At 58.0% G+C, this 19,266-nt stretch carries 11 protein-coding genes; 1 reads left to right on the top strand and 10 read right to left on the bottom strand.

Going from position 1 to position 19,266, the window contains the following annotated elements:
* The first annotated feature begins 35 nt into the window (after nucleotides 1-35).
* Nucleotides 36-773: a substrate-binding periplasmic protein gene (locus PI990_RS14565; protein WP_271661073.1), complete on the top strand. Its 738-nt coding sequence runs from the start codon at nucleotides 36-38 to the stop codon at nucleotides 771-773.
* Between the two features lie 5 nt (nucleotides 774-778).
* Here the strand turns inward: PI990_RS14565 and PI990_RS14560 are convergent, their stop codons facing one another.
* The 10 genes from PI990_RS14560 to PI990_RS14505 form a co-directional block, all read right to left on the bottom strand.
* On the bottom strand, nucleotides 779-2,998 hold the full coding sequence (locus PI990_RS14560; RefSeq protein ID WP_271661072.1) for an ankyrin repeat domain-containing protein: 2,220 nt from the start codon (nucleotides 2,996-2,998) through the stop codon (nucleotides 779-781).
* Nucleotides 2,999-3,081: 83 nt separating this feature from the next.
* Nucleotides 3,082-3,867, bottom strand: a complete 786-nt coding sequence (locus tag PI990_RS14555; RefSeq protein WP_271661071.1) for a hypothetical protein — start codon at nucleotides 3,865-3,867, stop codon at nucleotides 3,082-3,084.
* Nucleotides 3,868-3,968: 101 nt separating this feature from the next.
* Nucleotides 3,969-4,373 carry a lysozyme inhibitor LprI family protein gene (locus PI990_RS14550; protein WP_271661070.1) on the bottom strand — a complete coding sequence of 135 codons (405 nt, stop codon included), beginning with the start codon at nucleotides 4,371-4,373 and terminating at the stop codon, nucleotides 3,969-3,971.
* A 50-nt stretch (nucleotides 4,374-4,423) separates the two neighbouring features.
* A complete protein-coding gene (locus PI990_RS14545; RefSeq protein WP_271661069.1) occupies nucleotides 4,424-4,918 on the bottom strand; it encodes a hypothetical protein in 495 nt (164 codons plus the stop codon).
* Between the two features lie 225 nt (nucleotides 4,919-5,143).
* A complete protein-coding gene (locus tag PI990_RS14540) occupies nucleotides 5,144-6,100 on the bottom strand; it encodes a hypothetical protein (protein ID WP_271661068.1) in 957 nt (318 codons plus the stop codon).
* A 74-nt stretch (nucleotides 6,101-6,174) separates the two neighbouring features.
* Nucleotides 6,175-6,804 (bottom strand): hypothetical protein, encoded by a 630-nt coding sequence (locus PI990_RS14535; RefSeq protein WP_236232474.1) that lies wholly within the window; start codon nucleotides 6,802-6,804, stop codon nucleotides 6,175-6,177.
* 618 nt (nucleotides 6,805-7,422) lie between these two features.
* Entirely contained in the window at nucleotides 7,423-8,094 is a 672-nt protein-coding gene (locus tag PI990_RS14530) for a hypothetical protein (protein WP_236232475.1), read from the bottom strand.
* Nucleotides 8,095-8,232: 138 nt separating this feature from the next.
* Nucleotides 8,233-16,359 (bottom strand): calcium-binding protein, encoded by an 8,127-nt coding sequence (locus PI990_RS14525; protein ID WP_442969335.1) that lies wholly within the window; start codon nucleotides 16,357-16,359, stop codon nucleotides 8,233-8,235.
* A 510-nt stretch (nucleotides 16,360-16,869) separates the two neighbouring features.
* The gene (locus PI990_RS14510) at nucleotides 16,870-17,649 is read right to left on the bottom strand and encodes a hypothetical protein (protein ID WP_271661067.1); all 780 of its coding nucleotides are present in this window, start codon (nucleotides 17,647-17,649) and stop codon (nucleotides 16,870-16,872) included.
* A 905-nt stretch (nucleotides 17,650-18,554) separates the two neighbouring features.
* Nucleotides 18,555-19,106, bottom strand: coding sequence for a hypothetical protein (locus PI990_RS14505; RefSeq protein ID WP_271661066.1), 552 nt, complete (start codon nucleotides 19,104-19,106; stop codon nucleotides 18,555-18,557).
* Between the last annotated feature and the right edge of the window lie 160 nt (nucleotides 19,107-19,266).

Below are 19,266 nucleotides of genomic sequence, written 5' to 3'. Positions count from 1 at the left end.
GCTACGCTGAACCCGAGCGTTTTCGAGACCGTGTCATGAAAGGTTTTTTCACCCGCTTGCTGCTCGGCGCCGCGCTTGCCATCCAGGCCGCTGGCGCCACCGAGCTGCGCATGCTCACCGACAACCACCCGCCCCTGCATTTCGAGCGCGATGGCGAGCTGATGGGCTTCGCCGTGGACCTTGTGCGCGAGCTCGCCCGGGAGACCGGTGACAGCATCCAGCTGGAGCGCCTGCCACTGCTGCGTGCCCTGGTGATCACCCGCGAGGGCCCGGACGTGGCCGTCTTCACCCTCCTGCGCACCCCGGAACGCGAGGCCGACTACCGACTGGTGGGCCCGCTGCTGGAGGTCGAGACCGCACTCTACGCCCACGCTGACCACACACCCGCCATCACCAGCCTGGATGAGGCGCACAAGGTGCAGCGCATCGCCGCCCCGCGCAAATGGCTGGTCTACCGCCGCCTGCAGGAAGCGGGCTTCACCAACCTCTACGGCGTCGACACCCCCGAGCAGATGATGCGCCTGCTGCGCCTCGGCCGTACCGACCTGGTGGCCGCCGACACCCTCAGCGTCGCCACTCTGGCCCGCGAGGAAGGCCTCACCCCCGAGCAACTGCGCTACGTGGCGCCGGTGATGCACCAGGGCAGCTACATCGCCTTCTCCCGGCAGACCGACGCCCACCTCGTCGCCCGCTGGCAGCAGGCGCTGGAGAAGGTGCGCGCGGATGGGCGGCTGGTGAAGCTGGAGCGGAAGTGGCTGGGTGGGCCGAGGTAGCCCTCCTACGGGGTTGCGGTGCCGGTCTGTGCCGGGCGGATGAACAGGGTCTTGAAATCGACGCTCTCCTTGCTCTGCAGCACCGTCAGCGTCCAATCACCCTCCAGCTCCTCACGCCCGGCGGGTGACGGGGTGATAGTCCTTGTCCCCTCGTTCTGGCTGGAAAGCGTCCAGCCGATACGTTCGGCGGGTATCACCAGGCTGCGGGGATGCAGCAGGTAGAGGTAGCGGGACGCGTAATCCGGCCCGTCCTTCTGCACCATGCGCACCTCGGCGCCATCAAACTGCAACCCGTGCACCGTCGCGCCCGGCACGGCTTGCACCGCCTGCAACAGCTTGGCCGCCCGTGCTTCCGTCCTGTGGGCTTTCAATGCCTGGTAATAGGCATACACCGCGCCCGCCCGGCAGTAATAAGTCCCGTTGTAGAACGGCCAGGAACTGCCCGACGCGTCACAGGCCAATGCCTGGTTGAACCAGGCATTGGCCAACAGCTTGGCGTCCTTGCTGCTGTCGATCAGCGCCTGCCCGGCCTGCAAGGACACGCCGAGATCGCCATCGCGCAGCGCCACCAGTGACAGGTCGCTCAAGGCCCGCTCGTTGTGAGGCTGGATATTGATCGCCAGGGTCAGCTTGCGCAGCGCCAGCTTCAGGTCGCCTGCGCCATAGGCCTTCTCGCCCTCCAGCACCAGCCGCTTGGCACGCGCCTGCAAGGCCTCGTCCGTAGGCGGCTGCAGCAATGCTTCGACCTCCGCCACCTGGGCTGGGGCGATGTTCGGGTTTGGCTCCTCGGCATTCGCCGCGGTGTATCGGTTGAGCCAGTCCAGCGGCGTACTCCCCTCCTCCCCCTCGCGATGGGCCTGGATGAAGGGCTCGGCCCCGTTGTTCACCAGCAGCCTCACCAATGCTGGCGAGGCGTAGCGTGCCGCATAGTGCAGTGCGGTCATGTTGCGGGTGGTGATGCTGTAGTAGCAGTCGTCCTCTGGGATGACGGTCACCGCATTGGGGTTGGCACCCTGCTCCAGCAGGATGCGCGCGGATTCGGGCTGATCGTAGTGCGCGGCGTACATCAGCGCCGTCTTGCCGAAGGCGTTGGCCTGGTTGACGTCGGTGCCCCGCTCGATCAGGTACTCGAGCGCCGCGGGGTATTCGATGGCGATGGACAGGTCACGGACCTGGCCTTCGATGGCGCGGATCTCGTCCATAGGGCGATGGGCGAGGATGGCGTTGCGCAGGGCGGTTTCGTCCTTGGGAAAGGGTTCGTACATGTAGAAGCGGATGCCGCTGCTGATCGCTCCCTCCAGTGCCTGGCGAGCCATGGTACGGGCCTGTCCATCGTTCCAGCCGAAGCGCCGCTGGTAGAACGCCGCCATTGCCGCCTGACTGCTGGTCATCTGCTGTAGAAAGACCCGGTACGCCTTGTACTCGGCAACACCCGTGGCCGCCCAGAGCTGCAGGTTGCTCAGGTCCTGCTCGTAGGAGCCATAGCTGTCATCGGCATCATCCCGCACTGCCCAGGGCCGGTAATAGACCTCCTGCAGCCTGGTCCCGATACGCTCGCTCCAGCGCTCGTGGGTCCGCATGCTGCCGCACCAGCTTCCCGCCCCTTGCCTCATATTCGATGTGCGGGCGCTCAGCGCGTAGACCGACGCACGCAGTTCGGCAGGAACGATATCCGCCACCCTGTCCGCCGCTGGAGCTGTGCTGATCCGGCAAGCCGTCCAGGTCAGGTCATCGTTGAGCCGGTTGATCTCGACCGTATCGGGCTCTCCATCGATACCGCTGGCAATGCTGAACAGTTGCTTATCCGCGCCCTTGAACAGCGCGATGTCGGCAGCTGGGGCGGGTGGGCCCTTGGCCATCGCTTCCAGATGCTCCCGGCTCGGCTCAGGCCCTCGGCTTGCCACGTACTGATAGCGTTCGCATGCGCTGCCAAAACCGCTATGGGTATACACCTGAACGTGGATCGGCCCCTTCGCATCGGCAAGATCATCGCCCCAAGGCTGCACGTGCTCCGCCCCAGGCAGCTCGAACGACGCCCAGCGCTTCGGCGACAGGAAATGGGCCTTGGCAGCCTTGATGGCCTCATCGCAGAGAGCACCCTTGCCTTCGGCCAGCACCGGGGTGAACCAGGGCCTTACCAGCGCCGGGCGTGCTGGCTCTTCGGCGGCCTGTGTGGCGCCGAGCAAAAGCATCAGGGGAAGACAAAGCAACGGCGTAAAGCGCATGGAACATCCTTGTATCGAGAGTTCGAGTGCAGAAGTAAATCAGGGCCGCTGTATAGCGCTTTAAACCCCGGGCCGGCAATGAATCAGAACAGCCGTCTGGCATCACGCGTCCCGGCTCCCGTCTCATCCTCCTCGGTCAGTACCTCACCGCAGTTCGAGGCTGCGACACTCCACTGGTGGTCGACCAGGCCACGGTCGAAGGACTCCTGCCATTCCCAGTATTCGCGGCGTTTTCTTGCGAGGTAGTCCGGGTGCGGCTCGCCGGCATGCGCACTGTCGCAGCAATCCGTATCGAGGAAGGTGTAGCTCACGCGATAGAAGTGCCGACCGAAGCCACGGAACCGTTCATAAAGGCTCGGGCTGTAGTCCAGCTTCGCCGCGGCGACCGGGTCGAGCCTTTCTACGCGGCGGGTATCCAGGAGGCTGGCGCCGCCTGAGTCATCTGTCCGGTAGCTCACCAGCACGTAGGGCTCATGCAGGCTACGCGGGTCGAAGCCGGGGCGCCGCGGCGCAATCGGCTCGATGGAAAAATTCGCCTCGAACGAGCGGTCGTTGTGCGAGAACGCCTCCATGAGCGCCGGGAAGTCATAGCGCGGCGGATTGCGGATGACACCGGTCTTGAGCTTCTGCCCGCCCAGGTACTCGTCATGGGTGCGGCTGTTCTCCATTGCGAGGCGCACCAGGTTGCGCAGCAAGGCCTGGCGATGCTCCGCGGGGCTGAGGGCACGATCCAGCGCCATGCAGATGCCCTCATCGAGGCGATGGACCCGGTTCAAGGCGTAAGCGGCGAGGGACAGGAGCAGGACAAATACGACAGCCAGTACGGCAGCAAGCAGTCGTTTTTCGAATCGGAGAGTTGATGCTGACATCGGTCATCCTTGATCAAAGGTACAGCGCTGGCTCCAGCCAGCCTTGCAGAACATGCTTTTCACTTCCTGACGAACCGGGCGTGAATGCAGGGTTCATCGATCTAGTGCAGGCAACTGTCACAGTACAACTGGAGCCGCCTGAGCCCCTGAATACGCGCATTATTCAATTCCACCTGGCAAGCCTTGAGAAACACTGCCTTCTGCCTCTCCGGGTCGCGATAACCCCGTGCCGCAACTGACTGAACGGCACATTCGCGGCTGCGGAACTCCAGCCAGGCACGTTGGGCCGCGTCAAATAGTTGAAGGTCCACCTTCAAACGAGCGCGAATGCCTTGCACCGTTGCATCGAGTTCGTCTTCCGAGCGTTGATGAAGCGGTTCGATGCACGCCACGACCTGATCATTGCTCAGGTTGAAGCAGCCCTCGATCTCGCCTTCAGCGTCTCGGGCCTGACTCGCTCCACAAAGCGCCCATGCAAGGGTGAGCAACGCCATGCGTGGCGGCATTCGACCCGTCTCCCTCAGCGTGTAATCCCTACTCACGATTCGTGCCCCCTTCAAATCTGGATGCCATCCACTTCCCTGCGGACCGTTTCCATGATGACTTGCCAACTCACCAGTGCGCTGTACTCGAAGAGAACCCGAACCTGCAGCCCTGAACCCAGGTAGTAGTACGCGTTGCAATCACCGTTTCTCAGGACTGGGTCCTTCGGCCGGGCCACACTGCAAAAGAACTCCCTGCCATTTCCGCGCGACCCATCCGCTGGCACATAGACATAGGCTCCTGAGTATTCAGCCTCTGCGGCAGGCCCTTTCAGGGGATATTCGATAAGGCCCAGCGCTGGACGGGCAACTGGTGTCTCGGCTTCCTCCTTCTCGGCCTCGAAATAGGTCTTTCCGTTGGGATCACCCATTTTCAGGATATCGACCATGACCCTGCTGTTCCGAGCGGTTGGAACGGGATTTCCCTTGTGAATGCCCGCCTGGTCGATGAAGAGCAGCAAGCTCAACTCATCGGCCTTGCCAGGGCGGATGTCCTCAGACGAATACACGTCAAACTCCACGTCGTTCGGTATTCGGAATGACACTCCGCTGACTTCAATGGTATTGGCCGCCCCCTCGACGATCCCATGCGCCGCCCGGTACTCGGGAGTATGGGTCGCAGGCCTTTCCTTTCCGCATGCAACCAATGCGAAGCCAATAAAAGCATGAGCAGGCAGGTGCCACGCTCTCCACTTCCAACATTCCGGGCACGCGACGCTGTCGTCATAGCCACTTCACTTCTCCCAGGCAACAGGCATGACAATGCACTGCAACTCAGGCGGGCCGTTTCGGTGCATTGAAAATACGAAAACCTCAGGCGGAGCAAAGGTACGCGTCGGGACAGACACAAAGACCGGCCCCTTGTGGAGCCTGTACACCGCCCAATAGGCGCTGGACCCCAGCCCGACATTTCTAATCAGGCGATTCCTCTGCCGCCCATATATCGACTGCCCGGACTGCGCATCACCCGTGGCCTGTCCAATCGGATCCTGCCGGGTGGAAACCCATTCCTCCGCCAGCCTGCTGTTCGCCGGTAGATTCATTACATGCTGAATAAGCCCGGCTGCGGTGCCACACCTGCCTCTCTTGCCTTGCCACTTCAAGCAATCAGGACCATATGGGAGCAGCTTGTCAGGCCTCTCATGAAGGGCCTCATCCGTGATCATCAACTGCTGAGTGCCATGCTCCCGGATAATTCCAGTCCTCCTGTAGATCTGCTCAATCGACCCATCGCCATCCACGTCCATCGACACGTACTCCAAGGCGCGCTCCACCCCCGTCCATTCAGGCATCGCCCTGGACTCTTCCAGTGGCTGGAACGCCAACCTGCGACTGGAGCTGGAGAGCCACTCAAAGAGATTGCCCGCCGATACACCCTCTTTGTTCATGTCCTCCAGGAACTCGGCACAAAGCGCTTCGTCCCGAACACCCGCCAGTTGATAAAAACCCGCTGGCCGCTTCGTTGACAAAAGGGTCTTGATCTTCGCCCCGCCCTTCACCAGGACCGTTTTCCTGATGTCCGAATAGAAGGCATTTCTGTGGGGCACTTCTTCAGTGATCGACGCCTTATCCAGGTGAGCTTTCGCTGCAAACAGAACGCCTGAAAATGGCAAGAAAAACACCAGCCCCATCAAAGGAAGAAGAAGCCGTGGAGGAGCGGTAAGCCTGGGACGTCCAAAACCAATAAACATGCGCCTCCTACGTGCTCGGCCTCAAAAAGACACACTGGCGTCAGCCAAATCCAATCGGGTTGCACCTTCCGACTTCAAACCCCAACGCTACAAAATCTAATAAACCAATTTTGCTCTATCATCCTGTAAACACATTCCCCCCGACTCCAGTCTGGAGGCGTATCATCAAGAGATTCAAATAGCCGAGAACTATCATCAACAGGGTAAGTATGAACGGGCAGCAGGAGGCGTCCTTCCTCAACCCTGGGCACAACTGGGAAGTACACAAGCGTTTTCTGAACAAGAGAAAAACCTGAACCCAAGAGAATCAAAGCGAAACCTTCTTTCTCATTCCCTTCAGCACCGACATCCACAATTATAGAGTGACACCGCTGCAGTAACTGACCGCACTCCGCCTCGCGAAACGCATCATCCTGAAGTAACCTCCGGTAAAACAGCCTTGAATAGGGCCTACTGGTCCACATTGGAAATGTCTCACCAATCTGCCTTAACCCAGCAGCAACAAGGCGCTTGCGATTCTCATCCTGTCGCACCCACGGACCACGACCACGCTCAGTTCGATGCCTATATTCGTAGACCAGTGCCTCAATCTCCGCACGATTCAATTCGAAGTGCCGGATGTAGAATTCATCATTGGGAAGCGGATTGTATCGCCCCCATAAAACAGTCAATACAGCGATGACCGAGAGGGCAATCAGGCTCACCCTAAATCTGGTCAACCTCACTCCCAAAAGCAGAACAGACAATTCAGCACCTCAGCAAAACAATCAACATCAAGACAGGCATCCTCCCACATACGACACCCAGGGTGGTTTTATACGTCTTTGAACACCGGATTGATCTTATCCAATTCATTATCCGCACCCACTCCATACCTAGCTAAAACAGGTAAGGCAGTCTTCAGAAAAGCTGAAAACCTTACTTTATCTGCTGCGAGCAACTGCCCACCTCTGAACTCAACCAAATCCCCAAACAAACCGTCAACATAAACCTCTTGAATCAACCCATTCAAATAAACGTAAAATGACGCACCACACGAGCTATCCCTGCCACTCGCGCAAGGGAAAACGTAATAATCGTTATGCCTATCGACAACCCAGAACAACCTCTCCCAATTAGAAAAACCATTTATCTCAAGCCATACTTTATTTACAGGATTACAGCGTGCATCAGAGATGCACTTTCTCCCAATCAGCACTACTCATTTTCTCGAAAACACAAGGCATAAATTTACTCCATGAAACTGGAGAACCGGCAGAAAGCAGCCGTACCGCCCAGCACCGACACACCTTCTTTCCTATTAATATTCTGACACCCCAAACTCACCCACTCTCTTTAATGCTAATTTCGCACAACTCACCATGAACCCCATAAACTAAAATCGGCAACCCTGTTCCTCTCTCCGCGCGATAAACCCTTATGAATCTCTTCCAACCACTCACATGAGCTTTATATTTTTTGTCTAGACGAGGATCAATCTGAAGCCAGTAGACCTTACCCTCATAAAAAAACAGCTCCCCACCCACCGCAAGAGGGCGACCATCCGACCCTAAATAGCTCCGACTTATTTCATCCCCATCAGCCAACACATACGCATAAGCCTGCCCAAAAATTCCGGATTTGCGATATATCGCCACCCGTTCATTTTCTCCATCGTTATCTATATCCACGGACATAAAAAAAGCCCGCCAAACCCCGGAATATAGGTTATCCACAGAGCGATCAACCCCACTCCAAGTAAGCTCATCAATTTCTGCCAAGCCAATAGTCGATGCCTCGACCTGAATACGAACCGCTCTCCCAGCAGACATTTCAACTGAATCAGGCCTATCCAGCCCATGCACCCACTGAGAGAGTTTCTCTTCGGTTATCCCTCCGTCCTTAGAGTACTCATGCAAATCATTGCAAACTCCCCAGCGCGAATTTTGGTTTGCAATAGAGCATTCAGAGAACGCCCCTAAAAGCAGTAGCACCAAGAAAAACCGATAGCGCATAAACCTACCTACAGCATCGACTCAATGAAAAAGTGAAAATATGCTATCTGCATCAAACAACACACCGCATAAGCGGGAAAACCACATGGAAACAGCCCGCCATAAGGCGGGCTGCTTCAGTTGGCTACATCTTCACACTCACTGCCAGTTGGCGGCGATCACCACATTGAGCTGATCCCGCTGGGCCTGGGACAGGTTCATCTCCCCGCCCGTGGGCGCGCCGAAGGCGGCCATGGCGTTGACCAGGTTGTCCATCTGGTTGGCGTAGAGCGTGGAGCTGCCGGCTTGCACCGCGTCCAGTTTCTGCGCCGCACCCGCGTACCAGTCCTGCACGGTGATGGCATCGGCCGAACCCAGCACGTCGATCACCAGGTTGTTGCCCTGGCGCGACAGCCAGAGGTTCTCGCGGGTGATGCCTTCGATGCTCAGCACATCGTTGTCGGCGGGCTTGTTCGACAGGTTGTTGATGACGTCCTGGCCGTCGCCGGCGGCGAAGCGGTAGGTGTCGTTGCCGTCCCCGCCGATCAGGTAGTCATTGCCCTTGCCGCCGCGCAGCGTGTCGTTGCCTGCGCCACCGTCGATCAGGTCCGCGTCCGAGGAGCCGAGGATGTTCTGATCGCCCGCCTGGCCGGCCAGGACGGTGCCGAAGCTGCGGTCGTCCGGGACGTTCAGGTAGTTCGGCGAACCGACAGTGTCGGGGTTGGTGAGCCCGAAGGCGCTGAACACCTGGGCAGCGGTCAGTTGCCCGCCGGCTGCGAAGGTGATCACGTCGACGACGGCGTCGCCGCCCAGGAACCAGTTCTTCAGGGTGACCTGATCGCTGCCACCGCTAACCTTGAGCACCAGATCGTTACCGCTCTTCATCAAGCCACTGGAGACTTGATTGAAGGCGATGCCTTCGAAGCGCAGTGTGTCGTAGCCGCCACCGGTGTTGTCGATGACGTCCTGCCCGCTGCCGGCGCTGAAGACGTAGGTGTCGTCGCCACGACCGCCGAGCAGGGTGTCGTTGCCCTGGCCACCGACGAGGGTGTCGTTGCCGTTACCCCCTTCCAGGCGGTCGTTGCCGGCACCGCCGGACAGCGAGTCGTTGCCGTTGTAGCCGAGCAGCAGGTCGCGCTGGGCGGTGCCGTTGAGGGCGCCGTCGTTGCCCGCCGTGCCTTGCACGGTGTTGTCGAAGGCCGCCACCGGTGTCGGCATGGCGATACCGAACGCGCCGAAGATCTGCGCGGCGGTGAGCTGGCCACCGGTCTCGAAGGTGAAGGTCTCGACCAGGTTGTCGCCACCCAGGAAGAAGTCCTTCAGCGTCACCTGGTTGGTGGTGCTGCCATTGACCTTGAGAATCAGGTCGTTGCCCGACTTGGACAGGCCCGAGCCCACCTGGTTGTAGGTGATGCCACCGGCGAAGCGCAGGGTGTCCGCCGCGCCGCCCGCTTCCTCGATCACATCCAGCCCGGCGGTGTAGACGTAGGTGTCGTCACCCACGCCGCCCAGCAAGCGGTCGTTGCCCGCCGCGCCGGCCAGGGTGTCGTTGCCGGCACCGCCGATCAGCACGTCGTTGCCAGCGGTGCCGGTGAGCGAGTCGGCACCGCCCAGGCCGGGAACCGGCGGTTGCCCGGTGCCAGGGTCGGTGGGCGTGCCCGGGTCGGTCGGTTCCGGGTCCACCGGGCCGGGGGTGCCGGTGCCGTCCGGGAAGGCGGTGATCATGCCGGCGATCTGCGCGGTGGTGAGGTAGCTGCCGCCGTCGTCCGGTTGTACGTAGTCGATGGCCGAGTCGCCGCCCAGGAAGTGGTTGGTGATGCGCAGCTGATGGGCCATGTCCTTGTCGACGAGGATGACCAGGTCATTGCCGTCGCGGTGGAAGCTCAGGCGCGCACGGGCCACGCCATTGAGCACGAAGACGCCGTCGAAGCCGCCACCGGTGTTGTCGATGACGTCCTTGCCGCCACCGGCGCGGTAGTAGTACTTGTCGTCACCGGTGCCACCCACCAGACGGTCGTTGCCGTCTTCACCGTCCAGCACGTCGTTGCCCGCGCCGCCGATGATCACATCGTCGCCGGAACCCGCATTGCCGCCGTTGCCGCCGGAGAGGTAGTCGTTGCCGTCACCGCCCTCCAGCTGGTCGTTGCCGGCCATGCCGAACAGGGTGTCGTTGCCGGCCAGGCCGCGCAGCAGGTCGCGACCGTCGTAGCCGGAGAGGCGATCCGCCGCCGTACCGCCGTCGATCACCGCCTCGTAGCCACCGGCCACGCCGTTGGCCGCGGCCATATGGCCGATGCGCGTGGCAGTGAGCATGAAGCCGCCATCCGGCTGGACGTAGCTGATGGCCTTGTCGCCACCGAGGAAGTGCCCCAGCACGCGCACCGACTGCTGCGCATCGCCGTCCACCAGGATCAGCAGATCGTCGCTGTCGCGGCGGAAGCTCAGCCGGTCCTGGGTGATGCCGCCGGAGAAGAACACGCCGTCGTTGCCGCCGCCGGTATTGTCGATAACGTCCGCACCGTCGCCCAGGCTGTAGACGTACTTGTCGTCGCCAGTGCCGCCGATGAGGCGGTCGGCGCCTGCACCGCCGTCAAGCTGGTCGTTGCCGGAACCGCCGAGGATCAGGTCATCGCCGTCCTCACCCTCGAGGTAGTCGTTGCCACCCTCCCCGAGAATGGTGTCGTTGCCGGCACGCCCCCAGGCCTTGTCGTCACCGGCACCCAGGTGGATGGTGTCGGCGAGGTTGCGGTAACCGAGGATGCTGTCGGCGTTGTCGGTGCCGTGGTGGATGACACGGTTTTCGACATCCGCCTGGCTCAGCGAGCTGCCATCGGCGAAGGTCAGGCTGTCCAGCTTGAAGTGGTCGGTGGGCTCCTTGAACCAGTTCTGCACGGTGATGCGGTCAGTGCCGTTGGCGTGTTCGATGATCAGGTCCAGGCCACGACGGTGGAAGCTCAGGTCCGCCGCGCTGATGCCCTCGCCGAAGCTCAGGGTGTCGACGCTCGGGGTGATGTTGCTGAAGGCTTCGTTGGCGCGACGTTCGATCAGCAGATCCTGGCCGTCACCGAGGTTGAAGCGGTAGGTGTCGTCGCCGAAGGAGCCGTAGATCGTGTCGTTGCCGGTGCCGCCTTCGATAACGCTGGCGTTGCCGCTCCAGGCATCGTTGCGCGCGACGATCAGGTCATTGCCCGCGCCGCCCACCAGTGTGTCGGAGCCCTGGCCATGGAGCGTGTCGTTGCCATCGCCGCCCAGCAGTTCGCCGTAGCCTTCCAGCAGGTCATCGCCGCTGCCACCATCGAGCAGGCCATTGCCCTGCAGGGTGTCGTTACCGGCATCGCCGAACAGCTGGTCATTGCCGCCGCCACCGATCAGCGAGTCATGGCCTTCGCCACCGCGCAGGGTGTCGTTGCCATCGCCGCCGTCGAGCAGGTCATCGCCCGCGTCACCAGCCAGCAAATCGGCCTGGTAGCCCCCGTAGAGGGCATCGTTGCCGTCGCCACCGGAGAGCTGGTTCTCACCCTCTTCGCCGTACAGCTGGTCGTCGCCTGCGCCGCCGGAGAGCGTGTCGTTGCCCGCTTCGCCATGCAGGGTGTCATTGCCTTCGCCACCCAGCACCTGGTCGTTGCCGAAGCCGGCCTGGACGAGGTCGTTGCCTAGGCCCGCATCGATCACATCGTCGTCGGCATGGCCATAGATGGCGTCGTCCTGGGCGGTGCCTTCCAGGGCCTTGAGCTTGATGGTGTCGAAGTCCCAGGTGAGGCCGCCGTCGAAGATGAATTGCTCGATGGCGTACACGCCAGCCTGCCCGGCCTGATAGGAGAACTGCCCTTGGATCCGCACGCTGTCGCCTGAGACCTTATGGGTCACCACCAGGTCTTCGCCGTCACGGCGCAGCAGCAGGTCCTCCGCCGCAATACCGTCGAAACGAACGCTGTCGGTACCGCTCCGGTCGATGATGAGGTCATGACCCCAATGCGCCGCGAGCCGGTACTGGTCATTGCCTGCGGCGCCTTCCAGTTGGTCGTCGCCCGCCCCACCGTCCAGCAGGTCATCGCCCTCACCGGCCAACAGGGTGTCATTGCCAAGGCCGCCTTCGACGAGATCGTTGCCGACCCCGGCGTCCAGGAGGTCGTCCCCTTCACCGCCTCGCAGAGTGTCATTGCCAGCGCCCGCGTAGACCGTATCGTTACCAGCAAGTGCGTCGATCAGGTCGTCGGTGGAATAGGCGTTGATCAGGTCACCCGCTGCAGTACCGTCCAGGGTGAGCTGGCGCAATTGCGTAGCGGCGATGAAGGTTTCCAGCCCATCGCCGTAGCGCAGGCGAATACCGCTCAGCGGCACCTCTTCGCGGAAGAACGCGGAAAGCGAGATCAGGTCGGCCGGGCTGTCCGGGAACGAAACCTCGAGGCTGGTGCCATTACGGCGGAAGACCAGGGTTTCCAGGGGCAGGTCCGCGAGATAGATGGTTACGATCCCCTCGTAGGCGTCCACGATCACATCCTGGCCATCACCCCGGGCGAACAGGTAGTTGTTGGTGCCATTGCCACCATCAAGGCGATCGTTACCCTTGCCACCGCCCAGGAAGTCATCACCGGCGCCCCCCACCAGAGTGTCGTCGCCGTCGCCACCTTGCAGGGTGTCGCGGCCGGCGCTGCCATTGAGGTAGTCGTTGCCGGCACCGCCGACCAGCGTATCGTCACCGACACCCGCGTCGATGCGATCGTTGCCTTCTCCCCCATCCAGGTAGTCGTTGCCCTCGCCACCCTCCAGCACGTCGTCACCGGCCTCGCCGAACAGCCGGTCATCGCCGATGCCACCGTCAAGGGTGTCGCGCCCCTCGCCGCCCAGCAGGGTGTCGTTGCCGGCATAACCGAACAGTCGATCGTCCCCCGCCAGACCGGAGAGCTGATCGTTGGTCACGTAGCCCTCGATCAGGTCGTTACCAGCAGTGGCCTGCAACACTAGGCCCTTGACGTCCGCGATGCTCCAGACCGTACCGTTGTGGAACTCGATGCGGTCGACAGCGATGCCATTGGTACCTTCGGCGCTGAAGTAATTGGTGAGCCGCACGCTGTCAGTGGCCGAGGTTTGCAGCAGCAGGTCACTGCCATTGCGCTTCACGCCAACGGCGGCGGGATCGATCCCTGCGCCGAACACCACCCGGTCGATCTTGCCGCCGGCTGCATCGGCCGCGTTATCGATCACATCGTTGCCATGGCCGACATCGAACAGGTAGGTGTCGTTGCCGCGTCCACCGACAAGCGAATCGTTGCCGGCACCGCCGATCAGGGAATCATTGCCATCGTCGCCCATCAGCACGTCATCGCCGGCACCGCCGGAGAGTTGATCGTGGCCACCCAGGCCGTGAATGCTGTCGTTACCGGCCAGAGCATCGATGCTGTCACCAGCGGCAGTGCCGAACACCAGATCATTGCCAGCGGTCAGCGACGATGCGGTCAGCAGGTCGAGCATCTGCTGCTGGCTCAGGCCGCCGCCATCGACGAAACGGATCGCCTCGATGGCGCCATAGGCCAGCGAACCATCGAAGTCGAAGAAGTTGTCGATGCGCACCGAGCCGGCATCGCTGCCGTCCGCGTTCTTGACGTTGATCCAGACGGTGGTGGTGTTCCGAGAAAACACCAGGTCGCTCTGGCCGATACCCGAACCGAACACCAGTTGGTCCAGACCGCCACGGTCGAGAACGGCATCGTTACCTTGACCACGAGCGAAGTGATAGCTGTCGACGCCGGAATAGCCATACAGGCGATCGTCACCTTCCTGCCCGTAGAAGATGGTCCCGGCCTCGACACCGTAAAGCGTGTCATTACCCGCAGTGCCGATACGTTTGGAAAAATCGAAATACGTCGCCAGGTTTACGTTGGATGCGGCGATGGCTTGGAAGGCCGCGTCGCGCTTGGCGCGATAGCTGGGCGAGTAGGTACCGAGATCGGTAAGGATGGCTACAACGCCACGAATGCGCTCCTGTTCACCATTGGCCAGCAGCCCGTTGAGCTTGCCCTGCAACGAGTTCCAATCGACCACGATGCTCTGCGCATCGGAGCCGAACGCCGACTTGATGATGTCCAGCTCTTTTGCGTATTCGGTCTGCGCGAGAATCTGCGCAGCGGTGAAGCGTTTGAACTCCAGGTACTCGGCCACCAGGATCGGCGCCGCCTGCCCGTGGGGGTTCGGGTCACGCTCACCCCAGCACCAAGTACCCAGGTAGGGGCGCCCCACTAGGTTCTCCAGGGTGACGAGCTGACGCGCATCCATCACATGGCTGTAGACCTTCTTGGGGTCACGGCTGTAAGGGTCGACATCAGCAGCACCAGCCCAACGGTAAATAAGGTTATCGAGCAGCGCATCGCGACTGGTTGCATCTGTCGCCGATACGTATTGGGCAAGCAGCCCCTTGAGCGCGGGATCCAGTGCAATGGCCTGATGCAGGTCATGGACGTTGCCGAAGCCTTTCGCGTTGGCGAGGAAATGGATATCGGGCGTCAGCACGATATCGCCGCTGTTGATACGACGGGCCCCATCGACCTTGAACCAGACATCCGCCGCAACGGAGGTCGTTCCATTTGCCAGGTTTACGCTGCCGATCTGCCGGTACTCATGACCGTTCGCGTCTTTCTGATTGGAGGTCGTATATCCGGTGCTGATAGAAACGACACCCGCATCGGCCAGGCTCTGCAATTCACCTTCATCGCTGACGCCATTGCCGTTCAGATCGCGCCACACCTGCAGCGACGAATACGAGGCGTCATCGGCGTTGATCAGCCCGTCGCCGTTATTGTCGTATTCGGCAAGCGCCTGGAAGCCGTTTTCGGCAGTCTTGCCATTGTTGAGGATGCTGTGGTTGCCGAACAGCTCTGCGCCATTGCTGATGCGCCCATCCCCATTGCGGTCATGTACCAGCAATCCATCATCAGGGCTGACCCAACCGCTTCGTTCACTCAGGCCATCGTTGTTCAGGTCGAAATAGGCCGAGCCTACTTTCTTGGTCTCGATCCCGTCACCGTCCAGGTCGATGACGATAGGCGAGGTTCTAGTCTCGGCGTCATTGGTCTCGGGGACCTCTTCCTCTTCTTCCTCCTCTTCCTCTTCTTCTGGCTTAGTCTCAAGATTGATGCCTAGGTCACCGTTCTTGAACTTATTGATCGTAAGGCCGCCATTGATGACCAGAGTGTTGCCATTCAGAACATAGATGTTCCCGCCGCCCTTGTATTCGTTTTCGGGATCATCTTCTTTTCTGGTGCCGCCAGTGAGCAACTTGTTATTCAGCAAAACCTTGCCGAACCCATTTGCGTCATCCTCAATGACGTCGCTAGCGTCAGCCACATAGACATCAAAACCAGCAGAGCCATACAGATAGTCGCCCCCCTTCCCACCATCTAGATAATCTGCATCGATACCGCCGTAGAGCTTGTCCGAACCTCCCTCACCAAGTAGATGATTTTTTCCGGCCTCACCATAAATTTCATCATCATCGGCTCCGCCCTTTATAGTATCCGCATCATCGCCGCCATAAATGGTGTCATTACCGCCACCACCAATTATTGTATCGGCCCCACCCTCTCCTTTAAGCAGGTTAGCAGCGCCGTTACCCTCAATTAGATTTCCTAGTGAGTTACCCGTACCATTAATCTTCGCACTTCCTGTGAGCGTCAGCTCTTCAACCTCAGCGCCCAAGGTAAACGAGACACTGGACTCAACCTTGTCCCTACCTTCTCCTGGCTTTTCAAAAGCGACATCCCCTTCATCGTCGACAACATAGGTGTCATCGCCTATGCCCCCCTCCATCCGGTCCGCACCTTGGCGCCCATCGAGACGATCGTCACCTTCCCCACCGTATAACTCTTCATCAGAGTAACTTGTACCCAAAAGAGTATCATTGCCTTTCCCTGCAATAATGGCAGCACCATTAAAGAAGTCAGTTACATTACCTATCTCCTCCGCATCAATAACCCCATTATGAAAAATATCTTTCCCATCATAAATAACAAAACGCCCATCCGCATCCTTATATGTCACCAACCCAGCATCAACAAGACGCTTCATTACACCCGCAAAAAGGGCAGAATAATCTAAAATATTTGCCGCCAAATAAATTTGATTGGCAGTTATTTTTTCCTGTACTTTCTCGTTCAGACTCTCAAGCCTGGCCCAATCTGAACCCGTCAGTGTTTGCCGCGATGCAAGAGGGATAGTACCAGTAAACTCAATGGGCACTGTCCTGCCAATTCCAGAAGGATCAATTTGCTCTTTAGTTAAAAAATTAGTCACATCTGCATAGATACCATCTCCTTCGTAGTCAAAATCGTCATTCTCAGGCCTTACATAAGCATTATGTACCTCACGAGAGCCATCTGCATTCACCAAAAAAACGGCATCATCATTTATACGATACTTCCCTGACCCAAAGACATACGCTCTCTCAGCGTAGTCGGCCTCATCAATACCAAAATAGTACTGAGCCGCTGCCAAAATTTCCTTATTCGCAGGTATCCTGTAAAAAGCTAAAATTTGAGCAGTGCTATATGCACCCGGAGGTAAAGTCAGGCCACCCACATACGCCGAGTCATTACCCGCCAAAAAATTTCTCAAATATCTGAATTGTTCAAGACCAACGAAGCGCCCCCCACCGTTCGTCATGTAATCGTTCATATCAACCTGAAGCACGCTTCCCTTTACCCCAGCCCCTCGAATAAGAGCATCATCCTTCAAATCAGAAGGAGGAGCATCCGAATCAAAAAGAAATCTTGAAACCACTTTCTCGATCGTAGGCATCGTCATTTAGTAAACTCCCTTTAGCCATTTTACGCTTTTATCATTAATTCCATTTTCGCTATCGACAAGCAACAACTCCCCACAATTCGAAACAACCGCAATCTGATAAAAATCCGCCCAACCGAGCCTAAATGTCTCGAGCGACTCCTTATAAAATCTATATTTTCTACTTATATATTCTTCTCGCGTCATGCTTCCCTTCCTGGCATCGCAACACTCACGCGAAATCAGCACATTATTTACTCGATAAAAATAATTTCCATACCCTCTATAGCGATCTAAAAGGCCAACCTCATCCTCCCCTACAACGTGCACAAGAGCGCGAACAACACTCTTTGAATCAGTAAAACCAGCCCGCCCTCCAACACCACGGTCATAGACCACCAGAGTATATGGCTCTTCAGGAGCCACTATAGCCGGACCACTTTCTTGGAAAGGAACAACCTCAATACCGAAATTAGCTTCAAAAGATTCTTCGTTCTGAACAGACAAAGCCATTATGCTTGGAACATCAGACTTCAACCCTCCTGGAATCACCCCTACAACCGCAGCCCCATCGTTATACTTGCTCTCATTAGTCCATATATTTTCAACCTCCAAACTCACAAGGCTTTGCAAGGTTCTCTTACGATGTTCCTCTTCGGCCAGTACTCGGCCATCGACATGACAAATACCTTTGTCGTTCTGATAGAGCCGATACCAAAAATGCAATGAGCACGCGACCCCGAGAGCAAGTACTCCACCCCCCAATAAGAGCCAGCGACGCTTACCAGAAACCCCGTTCATACCACCTCCAAAAATAATTTTTAAGTTGCACTACCACTCCAGAAAATTATCGAAATGAGAGAAATACCCAAGAGGCAACCCACTCAAGACTTAATATAAAAGCACCCGTGCACCGGCACTTGAAAACCTGCCAGCACTGTTAATAAAAAATGACTATGTAGAGAAGCAGCAGAGGGAAGCGAGGGCATGTTCATCCTTGAAGCAGAATGTTCGCCGACGATCCTGTCGGCTTCCGGGGAGATGACGTAGAAAACGCCTTTGGCAGATCAGCGTCAATCAGCCCGATGAGGATTTTGTGAAGCCGTTCAGGGAACCCTGAAATTCCACAAACTCTACTTGAAAACCCCATCCCAAAGCCTTTCAAGCATGCCTGGCAGGGGCCATTCCAGGGGACTGTCACCCCAATGGCGTTTGAGTGTCGGGGAGCACGCTGCAACTCAGGAGTTTCACCATGCTCAGCTGTACGCTTATGCATCCGGACAACCTGCAAGACCACCTCGAACCGTTGCGCGCGCCGACAGCGCCCTGCTCCGATCCAATGACTTCGATACACGGCTCTATGAGCTGGAGGCCATCCGCCGCCGGCCCGATGTCAGCCACGAGCTGGCCCGGGTGAGCGGCGCTCTTGGTATATATTTCGGGCGGCATACTATTACCCCACCCAAAGAAGTCCGCTATAAAATCAAAACCCGCAACATCCGCATACCGCCCAGTACCGTTGGACATATAGTCATTAACATCTACGGAGAGCACAACACCAGCCCTTGGTTGTGACAGACTGGGATCCAATAGATTCTGTAGTCTTTTGCTAACCCCATAAAGATAAAGATTTTTAATTTCTTCCGCTGTCGGCAACGCCATTTCTATTTCCCTATAAAAACAATATCAGCACCTTTAAAACCCAATCAATAATAATGAGTAAAAAAAGCCTCCCCACAATTGCCCACCTGATAGAAGACTCCATCGGCAACAATTTCCTTCAACCTCCCAAGCCCATCAAAATATCTAACCTTGTATGAGAAGAAGAATTGCCCCTCGCCCGCACCCGCCACACGATCCCAAAAATCTAAGCGCTGTCCGTCAGGCATGCTTTCAGTTAGTTCGCAACAAGCAGGATTTTCTTTCAAAAACTCCGACCTACTCTCATAGGGCACTCTTTTGAAACCATTGATGACATCATCCAAGGGTGGCCTATCAGGTCGTTCAACATCCGCAATCTCCAGATAGTCAATATTTTTCTGATTCAACAAATAGTGATCAACAGCAGAGTCAAGTCGACGCTGATCAGTCAACTTACCCCCATCAACAGAGCAGTAGCCCAAATAATTCCAATAGCCCTTATAACCCTCCAAACCAACACCAACCAGAACTCTGCCAAACACAACAAGCAGAACAAGAAAAACAACTACCCTGACCACTGATAATCGCCCATTCCGCTGCAGAATTCTTTTAAGCACGGCATTCCCCAATGAAAGATCTATACATTCAAACCATCCTCAAAGAAAACAACCGACATTTAAATCAAGACAATTAGCTCTCCTTGCACCAAGCCAGCCGGGCAACATACACATCACAAAAAAGCAGCCAAAAACGTGAAAAATCAATAGCAGGCCGACC

Source organism: Pseudomonas sp. TUM22785 (assembly GCF_028198105.1).
GTDB lineage: Bacteria > Pseudomonadota > Gammaproteobacteria > Pseudomonadales > Pseudomonadaceae > Metapseudomonas > Metapseudomonas solani.
The sequence above is the reverse complement of the archived record's forward strand: the minus strand, read 5'-3'. Positions and strand labels throughout refer to the sequence as shown.

Excerpts from the sequence above, each read along its gene's own strand:
- PI990_RS14565 (WP_271661073.1), top strand. The coding sequence starts at position 36 with ATGAAAGGTTTTTTCACCCGCTTGCTGCTCGGCGCCGCGCTTGCCATC.
- PI990_RS14510 (WP_271661067.1), bottom strand. The coding sequence starts at position 17,649 with ATGAACGGGGTTTCTGGTAAGCGTCGCTGGCTCTTATTGGGGGGTGGA.
- PI990_RS14550 (WP_271661070.1), bottom strand. The coding sequence starts at position 4,373 with ATGCCGCCACGCATGGCGTTGCTCACCCTTGCATGGGCGCTTTGTGGA.
- PI990_RS14560 (WP_271661072.1), bottom strand. The coding sequence starts at position 2,998 with ATGCGCTTTACGCCGTTGCTTTGTCTTCCCCTGATGCTTTTGCTCGGC.
- PI990_RS14555 (WP_271661071.1), bottom strand. The coding sequence starts at position 3,867 with ATGTCAGCATCAACTCTCCGATTCGAAAAACGACTGCTTGCTGCCGTA.
- PI990_RS14540 (WP_271661068.1), bottom strand. The coding sequence starts at position 6,100 with ATGTTTATTGGTTTTGGACGTCCCAGGCTTACCGCTCCTCCACGGCTT.
- PI990_RS14530 (WP_236232475.1), bottom strand. The coding sequence starts at position 8,094 with ATGCGCTATCGGTTTTTCTTGGTGCTACTGCTTTTAGGGGCGTTCTCT.